Here is a 21,223-nt window from a genome sequence, read left to right on the forward strand (position 1 = left end):
CTGAATTTAATAAGCCTGCTGCATATCAGGCTAATCAAAATTAACAAAAATGCGCTTTAATATTAGCCTCAAAAAACAGTTAAATTTTAATGATTAACTAGCTAAAGGCTTTGTGTTTACTGCTTCTCTAATTCATAAAAGACGGGCTCACCTTGTGGTTTTTTGTAACTAAAACTGGCTAGCTTTACTAAAGAACTATCGCTTTTTTGCCAGTAAACAATTGCTCTATGATTACGTACTTCATGCATAATTACATCGTAATGCAAGCTCATGGGGAATAGTTCACTCTGGTTATTAAGTGGTGCTGAAAGTTCAATAAGCACGGAGCGATAAAACCCAACGTGAGAGTTATGCACTAAATTAACCTCAGCATGGTTAAGCGTAATTGGCAAAGCTTGAGCATCGTTTAGCAATGCCATATGGCTGTGTAAATAATTGTTTAGTTTATTAAGTACTTTGGCGTGTAAAGGCTGATCTATTTGTGCGCCATCAAGAGAAGAGAGTGACGGCGCGGCTATAATTAAATCTTCAAGGGCAAAGCTTAACTTTAAACTCAGCGTATTATTTGGCTGCTCAGTTAATGTTAGCTCACTGCCTGGCAGCGCATGTGCATTAGCAAATTTAGTGCTTAGTAAAACACATAAGGCGAGTGCAAAGACTCGCATTATAGGGTTTTTAATCATTGTGTTTGGCCGCCGTAGTCATCGGTTTTGTCTCGCCATACAGAGTGTGGGTGATTCCCTTCTTCGTTAGTTGATTTATTTGATTGCAATGAAAATTCAATCCAAATAGAAGGGCCGTCTACTCTTACGTAATCATCTTCGCTATTTAATGCGGTTGTGCCTGAAAAACCAATAACGGTATCGGCCATCTCTGAGGCGTACTTATTCATGTACTTTTTGGCATCTGTGGCATTAATATCTTCCACATAGGTGGCTATTGCTTTCATTAGTAATGCTTTTTGTGTGTTGTTAAGCTTACTTACACTTAAGCCTTCTTGTTCGGTTGGTATGGCGTCGTCAGCTTGTGGGCCTGCAATTATATCTCTGTATGTGCCATCAAGCGTGGCTGCTTTTTGCTGTGCAGGGGTTAAGCTTTTAAGAAACGCTGCAAAGGTATCTCTTTCTTGGAGTAAAGGGGCGTTTGTTTTACCATTCATATCAAATGGATGAAATGGCTCTATCCCTCTAAAAGACGGAGTTGCACCAATTAATTTGCCATCACTATAGGTGTTTGAAAACGCAAAATGATGGCCGCCATAATAAAGCTGCCAAGTACCTGTTTTTGCAGGCGTGCCTAAAAAAGCAAGTTTAGAATTAAACGATGAGTAACCCGCTTTATAGTCGTCACTAATTGTACCAATGTAGTCATCAGCATTTAGTGTTTGTATCATTTCGTCAAAGCCTTCGTTATCTTTAAGACCTGCGGCTTCCATTAAAATAGCTTTAACAACGCCGCGCTGCTCTACCTTAAGCTCGCCTAGAAACACACCCGGCCTTGCAGGAAAAGCGCCAGCCGGTAAGTTACTCCAGTTTTTTGCTTGTTCTAATGAATAATCTAATTGCATATGCGCTAAGTTTTCATCACTAACACCCGATTTGAGCAGGTCAATCAAACATAGCAAACGTGTAACACCCGGATCATCACCACAAGTATCAACCGATGCTGGAATAGCAATAGTCCCCATTAGCGTACTGGTATCACCAAGGCGACCTTGTATTATTTTACTTAAAGCGGCATCTTTTGCAGAAAGTTTAGGAGGCCCTTTATGTTGTTCGTCGTGCTGTGACTCAGCGTTAAGCTGGGTACTTGCAAATGCACTTGTAAGAGTAAGTGCAACGAGTTTAAAAAGGTTGCTGTGCTTATTTTTGATCATGTTGTCACCAGGCTACTTTTAAATTGATTTATAAATGAGTAAGGCAAGTTAGGCCTAACCATAAACGTTAATACCAGTATTACACATCAGCATGAATATAATATTTAGTTAGATCAAATAAGTGTTATTTATTATTAAGAATGAACGATTTATTTAAAAACAAAAAAAGCCGCTTGTTGAAACAAGCGGCTTAACTATTCTAACTAGGGAATAGTTTAAAACGTGTAACGGGCACCAATTGAGTAGCGTGGGCCGTACTGATTAGCAAATAAAAACTGCTCTTCGTAACGGCCGTAGCCTTCTTCGGTGGCATTATTTAAGTTTATGCCATCAAAAAATACGGTTACGTTTTCGTTTACATCGTAGTTAACGCTCATATCCCATTGGCCGTAGGCTTTAGCATATTGCGGTGGTGCATCGGCTGAGCCTTGTGCCTGGCCTACACCAATTAAGTACGAGTCGCGCCATGCGTAAGTAATTTTAACCGATAGGCCGTCTTTTTCGTAAAAGCCTTGAAAGTTAGCAGAGTCACTTAAACCTGTAAGCGGCGCTTGTTGGTCTAGGCTTTCGCTATCAAATTCTACATCGCCATCTACAAACGTGGCGTTAACACCTACACCAAAACCAGTTTCGCCAATTAAGTGCTGAACAGCCACTTCAAAACCATCTACCGATTTGCTGTCGGTGTTTTGTGGTTGGCTTATGTTCCATACCATAAGTGGGTCATCGCTATTTGGCTCAATGACGCCATTCGCATTGCCATAACCATTGCTAATCATTTGCGCAAAAATAGCATCGGTGGTTGCTTGCTCGCCGCGCGATTCAATATCGCTAACTGCTTGTAAGTAACGCGGGCCGTTTAAAATGTCGTATAGGCCTTCAATCGTGGTTTGCGTAATGGTGGTTTGAATAAAGTTATCTACGTCTTTTTTAAAGTAACCAACAGAGGCGTAGCTGCCTTCTGCGTAGTAATACTCTAATGATAAGTCGAGATTGGTTGATTCAAACGGCAATAAATTTGTATTACCTTGGCTACCCGTGCGCGAGCCAGGTTTTGGGCTGCCTGTTAAGCTACGGCCACCGGCTAAATCACCCAGTGGTGCACGCGACATAGTTTTACCCCATGAAACACGGGCTACAACGTCTTCGGTTAAATCAACACTTACATCGATTGACGGTAATAATATGTCGTAATCGCCTTGCTGCTCTAAGAAGTTATCATCGCCGCCGGCTGCATATTGCATTATCCACTCTGAGGCGCTGATCCAGTTTACTTGTTCTTCAACACGCTGGCGTACTGTGCTGGTTACATCTGTTTGCTCGTAGCGCAGGCCTGCGTTTACTTTTACGTAGTAATCGCTTACATCAAACTCCCAGCTTGATTGAATATAAAAGCTGTTTGTAATTTCTTCTACGTAGCTTTCGCTATCAATACCATCCATGTAAGCATTGGCTGCGTATGCATCGCCACCGGTTACATCAGAAGTTAGGTAAGCCATTTGCCGAGCCACTGCTTCGTCAAAATCGTAGGTGTAGTAGTAACCTGGTTGTAAGTTGCTGCCGCCACCATCAAATTGATCTAAAAGGCCCGACGTATCGTGGCGAGTAAACATGCTATCTGGGAATATTTCTGTGTACGATGGGTTAAAACCAGGGCCACCCACTAAACCACTCCATGCAGTGTAACCACCGGTGTTTTGCTCAGTGCGCGATGCACCAAATTTTACTTTAACTAGGCCAATATCAAAGTTTTCATTGTACCAAGTGGTATGTAATTGTAATTGCTCAATGTTTGATTCACCCGGCGAGTGCGTAAATTGGCTAAAGTTAGAGTCAATTTCGCCTGGCGTTAATTCGCTTGTGCCGTTTAACCAGTTAACTTGAGCACTTGGAATTTCGCCTGTGCGGTAATCGTAAATTTTGTTTGCTAGCTGATCAGAGCCTAAAATAACTTGGCCGGTACTGCCTAGCCCGTCATCGGCGCCGTTATCTGTTTCATTTTTAGAGTCATGGTAATCAAGCTCTACGTGCCACGTGTCGTTAATTTCCCACTCTAGGTTTAAACCAATAGAGCGTGCTTTTACTTCTGTGGTGCCTTTGTTGGCTGTAAACGAGGCATCGTTACCGCTAATATCGGCATAAACAGCGGTGCCGTTTTCATCAAGCTCGTAGCCATTAATATTGCTACCAAAGTCGTTCCAAATACCCCAACCAATACTTTCAGAGCCCGTAACAGCTTTACTTGCTGTGTAATCTAAGGTGGCTACAAAGCCATCAACCGGTTCAAATTGAAAAGTAACTTGGCCGTTAGTACGTTCACGCTCTACATCTTCAATAGAGTAGTTCATGTCTTTAGGGAAGTAGTAGTTACCTGATGGGTCAGTACGGTTATCAACAACGTTACTGCTATCTAATTCAGGTAAATCAACATTGGCTTGCCAACCTTGAATATTGGCGCGTTGTTTTTGAAAGTCGCGTTCTTGATGCGAAAACGAAAAACCAAAACCAAATCTGTCATCTGCAAATGTGTTGCTATAAACAGCAGAAAGCTCTGGGGTTACATCATCACCGGCTTCGTTTGATGAGTCGTGATTTGCTTTAACCGTAGCTGAAAAATTTTGACCTGGCTTTTGAAAAGGGCGCGCAGTAGAAATATTAACTGTTGCACCTAAACCACCGCTTGGTACATCGGCGCGCGCTGTTTTAAATACTTCTAGCGCACTTACGCCCTCTGAGGCAATGTTTTCAAGGTTGTACGAACGCGTATAACCTGTGCCTGGCATTTGGCGGCCGTTTAGCGTAATTAAGTTAAACTCTGGGCCAAAACCACGTACGGTAATTTGGCTACCTTCACCGTTTGCACGGCTCACAGATACACCGGTAATGCGCTGTAATGATTCTGCTAAATTGGTATCTGGAAATTTACCCATTTCTTCTGCTGAAATGGCATCTACGACGCCCGATGAATCACGTTTCATATCCATAGAACGAATAAGTGAACCACGAATACCTTTTACTTCAATAACTTCTACATCAGGAGATGCTGCAGTGTCTGCCTCGGCAGCAATGGCCGTATTTAACGTGCTTGCAGCAATGATAAGAGACACAGAAGCCGCAAGTTGGCTCTTTTTAAAATTGAATGTGTTCATAATAGCTCTGCTTTATAAAATGTTGTTGTGTAGCAATAGGCGCCATGCGCCTATTGTAGTGTGTTTTTATGGATTCGCGATAATCACGTTATCTATGCGGTATAGTGCGCCGTTGCCCATATCCCACGTAGGAAATACCATGAGCACGTTTATAGCGCTAATATCTAAGCCCGCATCAAATAGTTGCCCAATAGGGAAGGTGTATGTTTGCCATTCGCCTGTAACAGGTGTTTGCCCTTCATTGCTTTGCGTTAATGCCAGCTCTACTGCGCTTGAAGCGCCAATTGATTCAATTTTAAATAACCATTGTGCATCCACGTTTGAAGGTGCTGTTATTACTTTTAAATCAAACTGTACAACGCCATTTTCTAACAGGGCTGATGCATCAAACGATACGTCTTCATCGGCTAAAAAGCCCATTACAGTAGGTGTTGCACCAATGCTAAACTGAGCCACTGCGCCGTGCTGATCATCGTCGGTTTCTGTAGTAGGTGTTGAACCACCACAGCAATCCCATATGCTCCACTGATCGGCGACTGTATCTGTAAATACGTTTAGCTCACCAGAGGCAACGGGCGCTGCATTAGGGTTGTAAACTTTAACGTTATCTACACGGTAAACCGCGCCTTCACCTGCGCCCCATGCCGGAAAAATCATAAGTACATCAATTGCACTTACATCAAGGCCTGCACCAGCGAGATCTGATAACTTAAATGTATAAGTTTGCCACTCGCCAGTTACTGGCGCTACACCTTCAACACTTTGCGTTAGTTCAAGTTCTGCAAATGAAGTTGCACCATTTGCCTCTACTTTAAATAACCACGCAGTTGAAGGGTCGCTTGGGGTAGATGTTACTTTTAAGTCAAACTGAATAACGCCTTCATCTAAAATGCTGCTTGCATCAAATGACTCACCTGCACCACCTACTTCAGTACGGCTGTTAAAGCCCATTACTGTAGGCTCTGCACCAATACTAAATTCAGCGGTTACACCGTGCGCTTCATCATCTACCACTTCGATAGGCGTTGAGCCACCACAACAATCCCACATTGGCCATGCTAGGTTTTGCTCATCTTCAAAAATAGTCAGCTCTGGTGATGCGCCTAGGTTGTCTTGCGTAATTTCAACGTCGTCAATTAAAAAGGTTGCGCCTTCGCCCGTGCCCCACTCAGGAAATACCATAAGTACGTCAATTGCGCTGATATCTAAATCTAAGTCAGCAAGGTCAGAAAGTAAAAACGTATAGGTTTGCCACTGACCTACTACAGGTGCTTGGCCTTCAACGCTACTTGTAAGCGGCATATCAGCATCGGTTGAGGCTTCTGTGCTTTCAAGTTTTACAAACCAAGGTGTGTCTGGCACGCTTGGTGCGCTGGTTACTTTCATTTTAAAGCGTACGTAGCCTTCTTCTAGCATAGGTGATGCATCAAAAGGCGTTGCAGCGCCGTTTTCGTCAGTAATAAATGCATCGCGGCTAATAAAGCCAACCACTGTAGGGTCGCTACCTATTGTAAATTCAACAACGTCGCCTTGCTCTTCATCACTTACGATTGCAGGTGTAGAGCCACCACAACAATCCCATGCTGGCCAGTTAGGGTTAAAGCTGTCGCCAAAAATAGTTAACGGTGTAGCAATACCTGTAGATGGCGGGCTAGGAATAGGCGCTTCGCCCTCTAGCAGGGCATCGTCTAGGCTATCGTAGCCTGGGCGAATAGTCTCACACCCTTTGCCGGTATCTGGGTTTGATGCACATTGATAAACACGTACGTAGTCAATTGCAAATGTTTGGCCGTTTTCAAATGCGCTGGCATCTACGCCTAACTCATTTACGTTTTCAGGCCAGTCGCCGCCTACTGCTAAATTTAACAGTAAGTGAAAGTCTTTATCGTAAGGAGCGCTATCCCAATGAGTTTCTAGCTCGCCAGAACCTTGTTCAAAATACTCTGCAAACCAACCGCGATGTTTCAAACCTGCGGCTTCGCCTTTGGAATTATATAATACTTCTGATTGGCGCTGTGTGGCATATAGGTAGCCATCAACGTACCAGCGTATTTCACCTTCTTGCCACTCTACTGCGTAAGTATGAAAGTCATCTGCTGGGTTGCTATCTTCAGGAAATTTGTACTCTTGGCCTGTGTAGCTGTTATCTGGCCAAGCGCGGCCGTAATGCAATGTGCCATGAATGCTTGATTCAACACCGCCATCTTCGTCAGCGGTTTTTAGGTTTACTGATTCTAAAACATCAATTTCGCCTGAGCGTGGCCATGTACCGTATTCTTCATCGGTTGGTAGCATCCAAAACGCAGGCCAGCTGCCTTGCCCCGAAGGGAGCTTTGCGCGCACTTCAAAGCGGCCATAAGTAAAATCAGCATTGTAACGGGTATTTAAACGCGCAGAAGTGTAGGGCTTTTCAGCGCCTTCTGTTGCGGGTAGGGCAACAATGTTTAACACACCGTCTTGTATAAAGGCGTTTTCTTCGTTATCGGTGTAACACTGTTTTTCGTTGTTACCACCGCCATCGCAGTTTAATTCAAAGTTCCACTTATTAGTATCAATGGCTGAGTCTTCAAACTCGTCGCTCCATACTAGTTGCCAATCCGAAACTGGCTCAGAAGCGTCGATATTTTCAAAATTAGATGTTGTGGCAGAGTCGCCACCACAGCCAGCTAAAGACGCTAACGAAATAGCAGCCAGTAAGCGAGCAATGTGTGTTTTTTCAATGTTCATAGCTGAACCCCGGTTTCACAGATTGTTGTCAGAATGTGTGTTTAAACTTATTAAAAAGAACCATGTTTATTTTTGTAAGCGCTTACATTCATCATGTGTTTTTGTAAGCGCTTACAAATAATATTGCGCACTACGTAAATGGTCAACATATTTGTGTGTTTTATTTACATTTAGTTTACGGTAAGACCAGTTTACCAATTGGAGTTATTAACTAAATCGCTAATAAATTTAACAGCTTACATTATTTGTAATGTTGCATTTTTAATACATCTATTAATACTTTACTTAATTGGTAAATATAAAAGTTACCTGTAGCAATTACGTTTAGCGCTAATTGTGATGATTTACCCGTATTAGGCTAACTATATGGCGTGTAATTTTGCTTTTTTACAAAAAACGAGAGTTAAAAAAGTGAAAGTGGTATAGCATTCAATAGGTTAGTAAACCCTTTAAAGCGCTTAGCTTGTAAAGGTTAAACTATAGGGAGTAAGGCTTTGGCGGGGTTTAATAAGGTAAATGTGTAAATTTAAATACGCATTTACCTCTTAATTTATTGTTTATTTTAAGAGTGTTGTAGCCACTTGAAATGGCAGCTTATTTACGTTTAAACGGCATAATTAGCAAGCCCCACAGCGAGGCGTTTTGCTGCGGGTTAGGGTATTCTTTTAAGCCTATATCTATGTCGTTATCGGCTTTTTGCGCTTCATTTTTGTAACTACCAAACAGTTTATCCCACCAAATAACGCTAAATCCATAGTTTGAATTGGTTTCGCTCACGCGCTGGCTATGATGAATACGGTGCAGTATTTGGGTCATTAATATGAGCCGAAGTGGTTTTTCTATGGCATTGGGTAAACGTATATTGGCGTGGTTAAACAGCGCTAATCCATTAAGTGCTATTTCAAATATTAATACTGCAATAGCAGGTACTCCTAAAGCGGTAACAACAATCAATTTTATAGCAATACTGAGCACAATTTCGATAGGGTGAAAACGCAAACCTGTGCTGGTATCTACATGGGCATCGGCGTGGTGCACACGGTGCAAACGCCACAAAATAGGCACTTGATGAAAAAGCCGGTGCTGCCAATAAATAACTATATCTAGCAGTAATATGCTTAAAATAATAGCAACACCACTTGGTGTGGCTATTTGATTAAATAAACCGATACCGTGCTCTTGGTTATAAAGCGCTACGGCAGTTAAGCCTATTGGCACACTTAAGCGAGCAATTACAGAGGCTGCAAACACCAGTCCAAAATTGGCCAACCATCGGGTGGTACTTTTTATCGGCGATTTACGGGCGGGCATACGCGATTCTAGTAGCATCATAATAACCAAGATGCTAAAGAAGAACCCTAATCGCCACCAAATTTCATTACTCATTGGTTTGTTTAACCTCATCAGCTTCTTGGCGTTTAAGCGTGTTATACCCACCATGTATACGTGTAAAAATAGTAATAGCGCACGCAGTGGCAAAAATACTCGCCATTAGGGCAAAGTGCTGCGGCCAAATACAAAAGGCAATAAACAGCGCGATGGTTTCTGTGCCTTCGGTTAAACCATTTAAATAGTAAAAGCTTTTGTATTTAAACTGGGGGTTTTCGAGCTTAAATTTTTCGGCGGCTATGGCAAAGGCTAAAAAGCTTGAGCCTGTGCCTATAAAGGTGGCCAGTAATATGCTACCTGCAATGGCGTTTTGCTCGGGGTTTGCCAAAATAAAGCCAAGCGGAATTGCCGCATAAAATAAAAAGTCGAGGGTAATATCTAAAAAGCCGCCAGCGCTTGAACTTAAATTTGCATGGCGTGCTAATGCACCATCTAGCCCATCTAAAATACGATTTAAAGCAATAGCCGTTAACGCTGCGTACCACATTTCATACGCAATTAATGGCACAGCTAATAGGCCTATTAAAAAGCCTGCCACAGTAAGTTGGTCGGGCGTTATACCGCGTTTGTGCATTAACGCTACAACAGGGGTTAACAGTGGCTTTATTACTGGGGTGATGTATTTGTCTAACATGCTTGGTGCCTTGTGCTTTTTGTGCGTTTATTTGGCTAAATTTAAGGTGATCAGTTTGCCGTTTGCAGCCTCTGCATCGCTATGATCGTGAGTTACCATAATAGCGGGCAATTTATGCTCGCGTATTTGGCTAAATACCAGCTCGCGCGTATCTACTCTTAATTGGGTGTCGAGCTTGCTAAAGGGCTCATCAAGCAAAATAGCTTTTGGCTCGCTCAATAGCATACGCAATAAAGCAACACGGGCTTGTTGCCCACCAGAGAGGTTGTCGGGGTGGCGATTAGCCATGCCTTTTAATCCAACTTGTTTAAGGGCGTGCTCTATTTTTTCAAGGCGCTGTTTTTTATTGCCTTTAGGCATAGCAAAGGCAATGTTACCGCTTACCGATAAATGCGAAAATAATAACGCATCTTGATAAAGCACGCCTATGTGGCGTAAATGTGCGGGCAAGTTATTAATATTTTCGCCGTTAAGCCACACTTCGCCATTTGCGCTAAAGCCGCTAGGTAATGTGCCGGTAAGCCAATTTAATAAACTTGATTTACCACTGCCTGATGGCCCCATAATAGTAAGTATTTCGCCGCCTTTTACCTGCTCGTTTAAGCTTAGTAATAGCTCGTGTTGACGATAAAGCTCACAATTTTTAATCTCTAAAGATGACTGCATTAAAAACCTTTTAATTTATGGGTTAGCGATGTGCGCTTTTAAAAAAGTACTTAGGTAAAACCCACGCCAGTATAAAGCCAATGAGTGGCAATGCCATTTGCATAATGGCATACACCGCACTGGTGCGCCTACTAGCGCCATTAGCAAGGGTAACCGCTTCGGTTGTTATGGTTGCTATGCGCCCGCCACCGGCTAAAAGTGTAGGTAAATATTGGCCAAAGCTAATGGCTAAACCAAGTGCCGCCGCAATTAAAATAGGAGCAAATAACTGGGGTAATTTCACTTGTAAAAATACTTTGCAGGGCGTTGCGCCAAGGCTTGCTGCTACATGAGCAAAGCGAGGGTCTAAGCGCCTATAACTGCTCGCAAGCGATAAAAACACATACGGGAGTACAAACAATAAATGGGTAAATACCACATTAAAAAACGCGGCCTGGTTATTTACTAGTTGTTGTAGCCACACTAGCCCAAATAAAAACGCAATACTTGGTACAAGCAGCGGTAAATAAATAATTAAGCTGGTAAAGCGCGACATGGGTTTGGCACTTAACTGCTCTGACTCTAAGCACAAAAGCGTAATAATAATGGCAAATAACGTAGTAACTAGCCCTATAGCAAGGGTATTAAAAAGCGGGCTTTGCATTTGCATTAGCGCACTTTTAAAGTGAAGTAGCGTGAGCTGATCGGGCAGTGCCGCCGGAAAACGCCAAAATCCCGCAACCGACCACATAATTAAGCCAATTAACGAGAGCAAAATAAAGCCAATTACAAATACTGTTAATACGGTTGTTATTTTTTGCCAATAAACGCCGCCATATTCTCGCTCGCCATTGGTGAGTAAATCACTAAATAATGCTTTTATCGCTTTTTCGCCGCCAAGCCAAAGAGCTAGTAAACCACCAGTAAGGACAAGCTGTAATAGTGCCCCCGCTGAGGCTTTAATACGCAGGTTTAAATCTACATCGTTAAACCAGTGCATAATAGCGACAGCCAAGGTGGGTGGTGTATTTGGCCCCAGAATAAGTGGCATTTCTACACTTGCGCTGGCATAAGCCAATACTGCGAGAATAGGTAGACGCAATAATGGGTAAAGGCTTGGTAATACTACTTTAAAAAAAGCCGTCATAGGGCAGTAGCCTAAATTAAGCGCTACTTTATGTTGTTGGCGCAGTTTTTTGCCAAGCTCAGGTTGGGCAAGCACACCTAGCGCCATTAACAGTAAAAAAGGCAGCTCTTTAAGGGTTAAGCCTAAAATTATACTAATACCAAACGCGTCATGCGGAAACATGCCGTTAGGCGCAAGTTCCCACCCACTAAGCCAAGGCGATACTAAGCGCGAGATCATTCCCGAAGGCGCAATTAAAAAACCAACCGCTATAGCCGCTGCCGCGTGGGGAATTACCAGTATGGGACTCAATAAACGCTGAATACGGTTAAGCCACGGACTATTAAAAAATGCCGCTAAAATCATTAATGTAATGGTAAAGGCTAGTAAGGTACTTATTAATCCGCTGCCAACACTAAGCATAACCATGTGTGTTAGGCCGGGTGTTTGCATGAGCATAGTAAAGCCATGTAGGCCAAGTGTTGTGTGCTCAAGTACCGGCGCATAACCAAAAGCGGGCAATAGCACGCTAATTAAGCCGCCTATTACAGGTAAAATAAGCAATGCCAGTAAAAAGCGTGGGCTTAATGTAACTAATTTACTAAACATATCGGCGCTTTTATGTGGTTTAAGCGTTGGGCTTGCTGCTAACTTATTTGAAACAACACTCATTGGCTTACTCCAAAACGCGCTTGCCAACCTTGCAAAATAGCATTTACCCAGCTTGGGTGTGGCTCACTTAGCGTGCGTTTAATACTATTTAAAGGCAGGGCGCTTGGATGCGGTTGCGTTGTTTTAAATAAAGCTTGTTGCTGTGGTGCTAGCGTTGATTGAATAAGTACGCTTTTATCGCCCCATATATGCGCTTTTTGTTTTTGAGCTTGCGCTTCTGGGCTTAATAAAAAATTAGCCACTAACTGCGCACTTTGCTGGTGGCTTGCATTATAAGGTATGGCTACAAAGTGGGTGTTACTTAAACTGCCATCTTGCATTGCATAACTGCGAATACTTTTTGGTAAATCATAACGTTTAACGGCAGCGGGCACTTCGGGTGCTGAAAACGTAAACGCTATGCTTAGCTCGGTGTCGCCTACTAAACGGCGCATTTGTGCACCACTTTGCATAAAGTGTTTACCGCCGCGCCAAAGTGTTGGGTGCAGTTTATTTAAAAAGTCCCATAATGGGTTTAATACTTGGGCTGTGTTTTGTGCAGTAGCTGGCTGATTTAACTGTGCTTTAAGTGTTTCATCACTTTGTTGATGTAGCATAACAAGCGCGTATTTTAAAAAGCTCATGCCTAAAAAGTCAGGCGGCTTTGGGTAGCTAAAGCGCCCTGGATTTTGTGCGCTCCAGCTAAGTAATTGGTTTAGGGTTGTTGGTAGTGTGTTATTTGCAGTGCCGTCGATTGCTAAACTGTCGTAGTAAAAAGTGAGTGATGCTTGGCCCCAAGGTGCTTCCATCCCGTTGGTGGGTATTCCAAAATCAAAATTAACAGCGGGATTATTGCTAGGGTCGGTGTAGCTAAAATTAGGCAGCTTATTAGCCCATTGTTTAAGTAATAACGAGTGCTCGCTCATGGTGGCAAAGTTAGCACCGTTTATCCAAATTAAATCTACGCTGCCTTTATCGTTATTGTTTGCTGATTTTTCGGCAAGTACCCGGCTAACGGCTTCGCTGGTATCACTGAGTTTTACATGTACTAAGTTAATGTTGTATTTGGCTTTTACTTGCTGCGCAGCCCATTTAATATATGCATTTATTTGCGCATCGCCGCCCCACGCATAAAAATATACGCTTTGGTTTTTACCTAAGCTTTCTATTTGTTGCCAACGGCTTTGTAGTTGTGAACTTGCTAGGCTTTTAAAGCTAATAACAAGGCAAATGCAAAACGCGACACAGTAAAAGCTGTATCGCGATAATGTTTGCCAACATTTATTGGCGAGCATTTAAATCCCAGTTGTAGTCTAAAAATTTAACTTGCATGTTGTTATTTTTAAGCGCCTTTTGCTGAGCGGGTATCAGTTTTAGTGCTTTAGGGTATTGCATAAAAAACTGCTGCAGCGTATTTGCACCTTTAAAGCCTTGTTCAAAATCCTCGCCGTACCACTTAAATATTGAAGATACACTTAGCGTGTTATCTTGCGCTATATTGCGGGTTGTATCTGATAAAAAACGCACCGTTTGCGCTTGCAATTGGCTTTCTAAATCAGTGGCAGTGTAGGCTTCTTCACGTAGGGCTGGGCAGCCAATACTTGCGCAATTTACAGCAAAGTGAATACGTGGGTCGTTGTATTTACCACTGCCACGTATTAAACCATGCTCAATATCATCAAGGCTGCGCGTTTTACCAAGTAATGGCACAAACTCTTTGCTCCATGGTGAGCTAAAAAAGCTGCCTAAATCTTTAATTGATTTAAGGTTTGGGTATTTTGTTAATATAAGCTCAACAGTAAAGGCGTTATATGCGTTGATTAAAAACGCCAGCTGCTTTGGTTTTTCCCATGTATCAAACTCATTTTGCGTAACAGCCGATAGCGAATCTAAATAGCTTTTAAGCTCGCTGTGCTTAGCTTTTATTGCTGCGTAATCAACCTCTGTGCTGTGGCCATGATTAATAGCTACAACATGGTTGTTTAATAATGCGTTCCAGCCCTCGTGCATATTTTGAGCTTGGGCCGAAAATGACGTTGCAAACGATGTTGCAAGTAAAGCAGACCCTAACAGTAGCTCTTTTAAAGGTGTTTTAAACATATTAGCCTCTGCGCCATGTGTGGTATTTTTCAAGCATGTTAAGTACTTTTTCAGGTGCGTGAGCGCGTTTCCACTCACCCGCCGCGTACTTATTACCTTCAGCCCACGTAGGGTAGCTGTGAATAGTGCCCAGTATTTTGTTAAGGCCTAACCCGTGTTTCATTGCCAGTACAAACTCAGCAATTAAATCGCCAGCGTGCTCAGATACCACAGTAACACCGAGTATTTTGTCTTTGCCTTTTGGTGTAATTACTTTAATAAAGCCTTTTGTGGCGCTGTCGGTAATGGCGCGGTCTAGCTCTTCAAATTCAAAGCGAGTGATTTCATAGTCAATGCCTTTATCAATAGCGTCTTGCTCGTTTAAGCCAACACGTGCTACTTCAGGGTCAATAAATGTGGTCCATGGGATTACACGGTAATCTACTTTAAACTTTTTAAGATTACCAAATAAGCCATTTACTGCTGCGTACCAACCCTGATGAGCGGCTACGTGCGTAAACTGATACGGACCTACAATATCGCCAGCGGCAAAAATGTTAGGGTAAAGCGTTTCAAGGTATTCGTTAGTGACTACAGTGCGGTTAGTTTCTATACCGAGTTCTTCAAGGCCGTAACCTTTAAGGCGCGCGCTTCGGCCCACAGCACATAGTAGCTCATCGTATTCAATATCGAATTCGGTATCATTATGCTTTACCACAATGAACTTTTTACCGTCGCGCGCTTCACAGCGCAGTGCCTGATGCGAGGTTAAAATGTTTACGCCGCTCTCAGTAAGCGCTTCGTGAGCAAAGGTAGACACTTCTAGGTCTTCTTTGATCATAATACGCTCAGCCATTTCAATTTGCGTAACATTTGAGCCTAAGCGTGCAAAGCTTTGTGCAAGTTCACTACCAATTGGACCACCGCCAAGTACAACAAGCTTTTTAGGGGCTTCTTCAAGCTCAGCAAATTTAGTCCATAATGTATCGCTTGTTACATAGCCTGTTTCTTCAATACCAGGAAGTGGCGGTACAAATGGGCGTGCACCAGTGGCAATAACAATAGTACGGGCGGTTAATGTTTGCGTGCCACCGTCGTTAAGCTTAATTTCTACAGTCCACGGGTCTGATAATTTACCGTAGCCTTTAACTACATCTACCCCAAGGTTTGTGTAACGTTCAACGCTATCGTGCGGTGCGATGTCGGCAATTACTTTATGTACACGTGTCATTACTTTTTTAAACGAAAACTGCGGTGTCGCGTTTTCTAAGCCGTAGTGTTCACCGTGGCGAATTTGCTCAGCAATTTTAGCGCTTTTAATAACGGCTTTACTTGGCACACACCCGTAGTTTAAACAGTCGCCACCCATTTCGCCGGCTTCAATTAGGGTTACTTTGGCTTTAATTGCTGCTGCAATGTAGCTTGTCACTAAGCCGCCAGCACCTGCGCCAATAACAATCATGTTGCGGTCGAACTTTTTAGGTTTAGTGTAGTTTTTGTATACGCGACGTTTTTTAAACACGTTTAAGATTCCTTTAGCAATAAAAGGGAACACACCTAATAAAGCGAATGATAAAATAAGATCGAGCGATAAAATGCCTGATAAGCTCTCAATTTGAGCAAGTTGCGTACCTGCGTTTACAAATACAAATGTACCCGCCAGCATGCCTATTTGGCTTACCCAGTAAAAGGTCCATGCTTTAATGGCGGTAACACCCATCAATAAGTTAATTAAAAAGAACGGAAATACTGGCACTAGCCTAAGTGTAAATAGGTAAAAGCCACCTTCTTTTTCAACGCCTGCATCAATAGCGTCTAAACGCTCAGGAAAACGTTGTTTAATTGTATCGCGCAGTAAGTAACGTGATACCAAAAAGGCAAGTGTAGCACCTACAGTAGAGGCAAACGAGGCAACAAGTAAGCCCTCAACTAAGCCAAATAATGCACCTGCAGCCAGTGTTAATATTGCCGCCCCCGGTAAAGAGAGAGCCGTTACCACTACGTATAATAAAAAGAAGCCACCAAAAACCAATAATGGTGATTGCTCTTTATATTGGCTAAATTGATCCATCGAGCCTTTTAAGCCTTCAAGCGTAAGTAACTGGTGTAAATTAAAGTGAAAGAACAAGCCTATAGCCGCTGCTGCAATCAATACCAAAAATAGTTTTTTAATCATGTTCTCTCAACCGCTCTTAAAAATTATGGGTTAGTGTTAATTTTGCGTTTATTGGCAGTTCTGGAAATGCCAATGTTGCGCCAAAGTAACCCCCTTCAAATACTGGGCGCCAGTTTTTTTGATTAGTGACATTGTTTACATCTAATCGCAACTTAGTCCTAGGCGTAAAAGCATAGCTAGTATTAACGTTTAGCGTGTATTGATCACGAATTTTAACTGTTGCTAAAAAGTCTAATGGGTAACTCTTTGTATATAGACCTGAAAAACCCATTTGCCATTTCGAATTAATTGAATAATTTCCGTTAAAACTGAACGATTGCTCAGGAATGCCCTGAACTTGGCGGTTTGAAGGTGCAAACGCGGTAAAACTTGGTGCGCCAACGCCGGTACCTGCAATAATATCTGGGCGTGAATTGTCAAATGCATCGATTACTTGAGCAGAATCTTGACTGCTTGCAGAATTGTCGTAACGAGCATCAATATAGCTGTAACCCGCACTTAGCCAATAAGGGTAGGCATCGTAAAATACTTGGCTTTCAAAACCTGTAGTACGAATACCTGTATTGCTGCCGTCGCGATTACGTAAACTACGGCGCTGGCTAAATACCGCGCCATCAGCGTACCAGTCGCTGTCGGTTGGGGCGTACTTTAAGCCAAACTCAACTAAGGTGTTTTCGGTTGCAAAATTTTGTGCGCTAATTGTGTTATCGCCGCCAAGCGATGTACCGCCAGCCATACTGTTTGATGTGGCTTCGTTATAACTTGCTGCACCATAGGTGGTGTAATCACTATTTAATTTGTAATTAAAGCTAACTTGGCCAGAATGCAGGGTTTCGTTAATGCTGTCGCTTGCAGCAACTTGGCCTTGTGGTGCAATAGGATCGTTTGCTTCTACATCGTAAAAGTCAACGCGGTAACCCACACTTGTATGAAGTTTATCGCCCCAATCAGAGTCTTGCTGAATAGCAATCCCGGTTTGCCATGAACGTGAGTCGGTGGTGTCTGATAGGTTAAAGTCGCCGCTGCCATCGTTATCTAAGTCGTATTGACCACCAGGCGATACAAATACACCTGGGCTTAGCTCTACTAAACGTGCTTTTTGTGCATCGGTTAAGGGAATGCGACGGTTTGAAAGTGGGCCAGTTAAATCAATTGGTAAATCGGCCTCGGTAGTAAATTGGCTGTAGCCAAGTACTTTGTTGTAGCGTACGTCAAAAGCAAAAATTGTTTGTTGGTCGCTATTCCAACGGTAGGTAAGCTCAGTACGGTTTTGCGCTGTATCAGCGCCGTCTATAATTTCTACAAAGCTGTTTTGGGCTATTTCTTCACGCTGTAAATGCTGAAAATACGTAATGTTTTTAAGTGAGGCATTAGCACTTAGCTCGCGCTTATAAATGCTGTGAATTAAATAAGTTGTAGCTTCGTTTTGGTTATCAGGGTCGGTAAGTACGGTGCTGCGATCTATTTTTACTTGCCCAGTAGGCGATACAATTGAACCCGCTGCTGGTACGGTACTACCATTGGCTTGCACGCCTTGGCCGGTAATATAAAGGCCATCATCAATTAAGGCTTGGGTAGGGCGGTTAATACCGGCGTTATCGGTAAATTCAACTTGGTATAGCTCAAAGTTAATATCCCAACTGCTTTTATCATCGGGCAATATGCGTAGTGCTGCAAATAAACTGTCGCTTTTTGTACCTGAGTAATCGTAGTAGCTGCCTTCATCGAGGTGCTCGTAACTTACTCTAAGCCCCACTTTATCTTTTATAATGGGGGCAGTGTAATCTACTTGCGCACTGTATTGATCCCATCGCCCCGCTGAGAGTTTAACTTTACCTTTACTTTCATCTGTAGAGGCAGTCTTTGAGTGTAAATTTACAAAACCACCGTTACGTTGGCTTGAGCCAAATAAAACCGGCGGTGCGCCTTTTACTACATCTATTTGTTCTACAGAATTGAACGATAACGGCACGCCAAAGCCATTATTACCTGCTTGGCGGCGTGTACCATCTTGAAAAAGCTCACCCAGTTGGCCACGAATAGTAGGTAAGCTGGGTGCACCAAAGCCACTTGCAGAGTATGTGTTTGGGCTTACGGCTAGTACGTCTTGTAGGGTAGTAATATTTAGTTGCTCTATTAACTCGCTTGAAATAGGCGTTACTGAGCGTGCTATGTCTTGCAGTGCAAGGTTGTCGCCGAAGGGGCCGTTAATAGTGGCATCTTTTACAGAAAGCCCTTGAGATTTAATCGTTTGGCCTGCTACTTCAATACGTTCAATTGAGTCGGTATTAGCTGCAGATTGTGCCGCATGAGCATAAAAATTAGGTGTGAGTGAAGCGGCTATAAAAAGTGCCAAATATGAATGTTTCAAAAGGGTTCTCATTTTGGTTAGTGTGAATGTGGCAATAAAGACCTGCAGCATTGTGAATAACTTTCAGTAAATATTAATTCTTTTTGTTTTTTAGAATGAAACGTTAAAAGCTTAGCACATTGCTCAAAAGCGTTATTCAGTTTTAGGCACTATGTTTTTGTTTTACAAATACTGTAGTTAGTTATTGCCATAATAGGTCGTAATTTATAAATAGCGGTTTTATACGCAAACAAACCAAAAGCAGGGCACCGAATTTATTAAAAAATTATACATTAAGATGAAATAAAATATGTGTTGAGCGGTCTTGCTAGTTTCAACATTAAATTATTTAGTTTTAAGGAAATTTTATGACTGGTACAACAGGTACTGACTTTCAAAATCGTTTGCAGTGGTCGCTTTTTTCGTTACGCCTAGGCGTATTTATTGTAATGATTATGTGGACGTTTGATAAGTTTGTTAACCCTGGGCATAGCGCTCGAATTTTTGAGCATTTTTATGGTATTAGCGGCTCTACAGATGTGGTTGCTTATGTACTGGGGGCGTTACAGCTTATTTTAGTGTTGGCTTTTTTAGTGGGTATTAAAAAGCGCCTTACTTATGGCGTTATATTTGTAATGCACGGCCTATCAACGCTTTCATCTTATAATCAGTATATTGATGGCTTTAATAACTTGTTGTTTTTTACAGCGTGGCCAATGTGGGCAGCGTGTTTTGCACTGTATGTGTTACGCGAGCAAGACGTTAAATTTACCATTAAGTAGCGCTGCAAAAAAAAGGTTATAAGCCATACGGCTTATAACCAATAAGTACACAAGGGAGTGTATGGAAGTCGGTTTAATTAATAACTAATGCATGGCATCGTTATACTGTTTAGCTAGGCTTTCTTTTTGTCCTTCGGTTAGGGCTTTACCCGCTAATTGAAATACTTCATGTTCTTCTTCACTTAAATGATGATGCACTAAATGGTGCAACTTTTTAGCTGCAACTAACCAAGCAGATGAGCTCATTTCGGTGTCTTCAAGTTGTTCTATTAATTCGTCAATTTCATGGTGTTCAGCAACGCTGTGGCGTGCTTTTTCGTGCGTTAGATCGTCAAACATAAGTGGGTTATAAAAATAACGCTCTTCAAATTTTGCATGATCTTCTAATTCGGTTTTTAGCTCGTCCATTAGCTTGTGGCGCTGCTGCGTATCGCCGTGCGTTTGAATAAGGGCATCTACTAACTCGCGTTGTTTATCGTGGTCGTGACGTAGCGCTTCAAAAATATTCATAACTCTTTCCTTGCTGTAATTGCTTTATAAACTTTTAAAAGCAAGCGCAGTGCCGAATCTTAATGTGTTGATATAATTGATTTTAATGTACTTTTGGCTGGTTTGGATGGAGTTGCTCTGTAACTTTTACACATAAACAGCTGCAATTTTTTCAGATTAAAAGAGGTGATTGCTTTTGACGCTACATAAGCTTACATATTTTTACTGGTTGGGTATTTTATTGAGATGGTAAAGTAGCGCATTATTTGGGTAAAAGCTGTACATACTTGCCTTACATATATTTTTATAAAACTTTAGATATTAGGGTAGTTTAAGGATGAACTTAAAAAGCCCCACTACAGCATTATTACTGTGCGCGTTATTAAGTGCATGTAGTACAGCCGAGCATTCTGAACGACGTGTATGCATACAAGAGGCAGAAATGACTGAGCTAAATGGCGCTAAAACAAGCTTAAAGGTTTACAATGAATGTGTAAGCGCTCAAATAAAAAAGGATGCTAAAGGCGACACTTTTTTTGATGAAGCTGGTGTGTTTTTTATTGATCTACTTGTTTTAATAGCCGATTAAGTAAGTAAACTTACAGCTATAATTTAAAGCACAAGGGGGCGTAAAATAGGATTGAATATGAAAGCGTTTTTAATTGTATTTTCATTGTGTATATTTTTAACTGGCTGTGCGGCAAAGCCTTATGCGGGCTCTGCAAAATGTATGGAGCAAGCTGATATAGCTTATGAAACCAATATACATAAAAATGAGCCGCTAAATAATGAATGCAAAGCTACAAAAGTAAATACGCCTAATAAAGAGTTTGAGAATCATAGTATTGTTGATAGAAGTCTTTTACAGCTAATTGTTAGTTTTTTAAACGGTATATTTAGATAATTAAAATACAATTAAATAAGGTATGTATGCAGGAAGAACTAAAAGCAAAAATTATAGCTGTATGCGATAAAAAAATAGCAGCCAAAGGCGAAAACGTAGGCCTTTCTTTTTACGCTTTTTTTGCAAATAAAAACGACAATCCAGAGCTGCTGATGCAAGCCGCTACGTGGTGGATACACACCCATAAGTTAGATCACTTTGAAAAAGCGATAAAAATAAAACAAATGATTATTGAAGGTGACTAAT

General features: G+C 41.9%; 17 protein-coding genes. 4 read left to right on the forward strand and 13 right to left on the reverse strand.

Annotated features, from left to right (window positions below; all coding sequences use genetic code 11):
- Positions 1 to 116: 116 nt before the first annotated feature.
- From PSH54_RS01900 to PSH54_RS01955, 12 genes are all read right to left on the reverse strand, one after another.
- A complete protein-coding gene (locus PSH54_RS01900) occupies positions 117 to 683 on the reverse strand; it encodes a hypothetical protein (protein ID WP_273605330.1) in 567 nt (188 codons plus the stop codon).
- On the reverse strand, positions 680 to 1,876 hold the full coding sequence (locus PSH54_RS01905) for a DUF3500 domain-containing protein (RefSeq protein WP_273605331.1): 1,197 nt from the start codon (positions 1,874 to 1,876) through the stop codon (positions 680 to 682). The genes PSH54_RS01900 and PSH54_RS01905 overlap by 4 nt, the downstream gene beginning before the upstream one ends.
- Before the next feature lie 215 nt (positions 1,877 to 2,091).
- The gene (locus PSH54_RS01910; RefSeq protein WP_248461862.1) at positions 2,092 to 5,025 is read right to left on the reverse strand and encodes a TonB-dependent receptor; all 2,934 of its coding nucleotides are present in this window, start codon (positions 5,023 to 5,025) and stop codon (positions 2,092 to 2,094) included.
- Positions 5,026 to 5,091: 66 nt separating this feature from the next.
- A complete protein-coding gene (locus tag PSH54_RS01915) occupies positions 5,092 to 7,752 on the reverse strand; it encodes a glycoside hydrolase family 16 protein (protein WP_273605332.1) in 2,661 nt (886 codons plus the stop codon).
- 594 nt (positions 7,753 to 8,346) lie between these two features.
- A complete protein-coding gene (locus PSH54_RS01920) occupies positions 8,347 to 9,138 on the reverse strand; it encodes a sterol desaturase family protein (protein WP_273605333.1) in 792 nt (263 codons plus the stop codon).
- Positions 9,131 to 9,775, reverse strand: coding sequence for a CDP-alcohol phosphatidyltransferase family protein (locus tag PSH54_RS01925; RefSeq protein ID WP_273605334.1), 645 nt, complete (start codon positions 9,773 to 9,775; stop codon positions 9,131 to 9,133). The genes PSH54_RS01920 and PSH54_RS01925 overlap by 8 nt, the downstream gene beginning before the upstream one ends.
- A 27-nt stretch (positions 9,776 to 9,802) precedes the next feature.
- Positions 9,803 to 10,441 carry an ATP-binding cassette domain-containing protein gene (locus tag PSH54_RS01930; RefSeq protein WP_273605335.1) on the reverse strand — a complete coding sequence of 213 codons (639 nt, stop codon included), beginning with the start codon at positions 10,439 to 10,441 and terminating at the stop codon, positions 9,803 to 9,805.
- A 22-nt stretch (positions 10,442 to 10,463) separates the two neighbouring features.
- Positions 10,464 to 12,218 carry an ABC transporter permease gene (locus tag PSH54_RS01935; RefSeq protein WP_273605336.1) on the reverse strand — a complete coding sequence of 585 codons (1,755 nt, stop codon included), beginning with the start codon at positions 12,216 to 12,218 and terminating at the stop codon, positions 10,464 to 10,466.
- The gene (locus PSH54_RS01940) at positions 12,215 to 13,492 is read right to left on the reverse strand and encodes an ABC transporter substrate-binding protein (RefSeq protein WP_273605337.1); all 1,278 of its coding nucleotides are present in this window, start codon (positions 13,490 to 13,492) and stop codon (positions 12,215 to 12,217) included. Before PSH54_RS01940 ends, PSH54_RS01935 begins: the two co-directional genes overlap by 4 nt.
- Positions 13,479 to 14,297, reverse strand: coding sequence for a DUF547 domain-containing protein (locus tag PSH54_RS01945; RefSeq protein ID WP_273605338.1), 819 nt, complete (start codon positions 14,295 to 14,297; stop codon positions 13,479 to 13,481). Before PSH54_RS01945 ends, PSH54_RS01940 begins: the two co-directional genes overlap by 14 nt.
- 1 nt (position 14,298) lies before the next feature.
- A complete protein-coding gene (locus PSH54_RS01950; protein WP_273605339.1) occupies positions 14,299 to 16,452 on the reverse strand; it encodes an FAD-dependent oxidoreductase in 2,154 nt (717 codons plus the stop codon).
- A 16-nt stretch (positions 16,453 to 16,468) separates the two neighbouring features.
- A complete protein-coding gene (locus tag PSH54_RS01955) occupies positions 16,469 to 18,823 on the reverse strand; it encodes a TonB-dependent receptor (RefSeq protein ID WP_273605340.1) in 2,355 nt (784 codons plus the stop codon).
- A 347-nt stretch (positions 18,824 to 19,170) separates the two neighbouring features.
- On the opposite strand from PSH54_RS01955, the gene PSH54_RS01960 reads away from it, so the two are divergent.
- Positions 19,171 to 19,584, forward strand: a complete 414-nt coding sequence (locus PSH54_RS01960; RefSeq protein WP_064387061.1) for a hypothetical protein — start codon at positions 19,171 to 19,173, stop codon at positions 19,582 to 19,584.
- 84 nt (positions 19,585 to 19,668) lie between these two features.
- On the opposite strand, the gene PSH54_RS01965 is transcribed toward PSH54_RS01960, so the two are convergent.
- Positions 19,669 to 20,094, reverse strand: a complete 426-nt coding sequence (locus PSH54_RS01965; RefSeq protein WP_004589589.1) for a hemerythrin domain-containing protein — start codon at positions 20,092 to 20,094, stop codon at positions 19,669 to 19,671.
- 316 nt (positions 20,095 to 20,410) lie between these two features.
- On the opposite strand from PSH54_RS01965, the gene PSH54_RS01970 reads away from it, so the two are divergent.
- From PSH54_RS01970 to PSH54_RS01980, 3 genes are read left to right on the forward strand one after another with little or no spacing between them, the layout of a single operon-like run.
- The gene (locus PSH54_RS01970) at positions 20,411 to 20,662 is read left to right on the forward strand and encodes a hypothetical protein (protein ID WP_273605341.1); all 252 of its coding nucleotides are present in this window, start codon (positions 20,411 to 20,413) and stop codon (positions 20,660 to 20,662) included.
- Between the two features lie 57 nt (positions 20,663 to 20,719).
- The gene (locus PSH54_RS01975; protein WP_273605342.1) at positions 20,720 to 20,977 is read left to right on the forward strand and encodes a hypothetical protein; all 258 of its coding nucleotides are present in this window, start codon (positions 20,720 to 20,722) and stop codon (positions 20,975 to 20,977) included.
- 26 nt (positions 20,978 to 21,003) lie between these two features.
- Positions 21,004 to 21,222 (forward strand): DUF6500 family protein, encoded by a 219-nt coding sequence (locus tag PSH54_RS01980; protein WP_004589592.1) that lies wholly within the window; start codon positions 21,004 to 21,006, stop codon positions 21,220 to 21,222.
- Position 21,223: the final 1 nt, after the last annotated feature.

Source organism: Pseudoalteromonas sp. Angola-30 (genome assembly GCF_028599215.1).
Classification (GTDB): domain Bacteria; phylum Pseudomonadota; class Gammaproteobacteria; order Enterobacterales; family Alteromonadaceae; genus Pseudoalteromonas; species Pseudoalteromonas atlantica.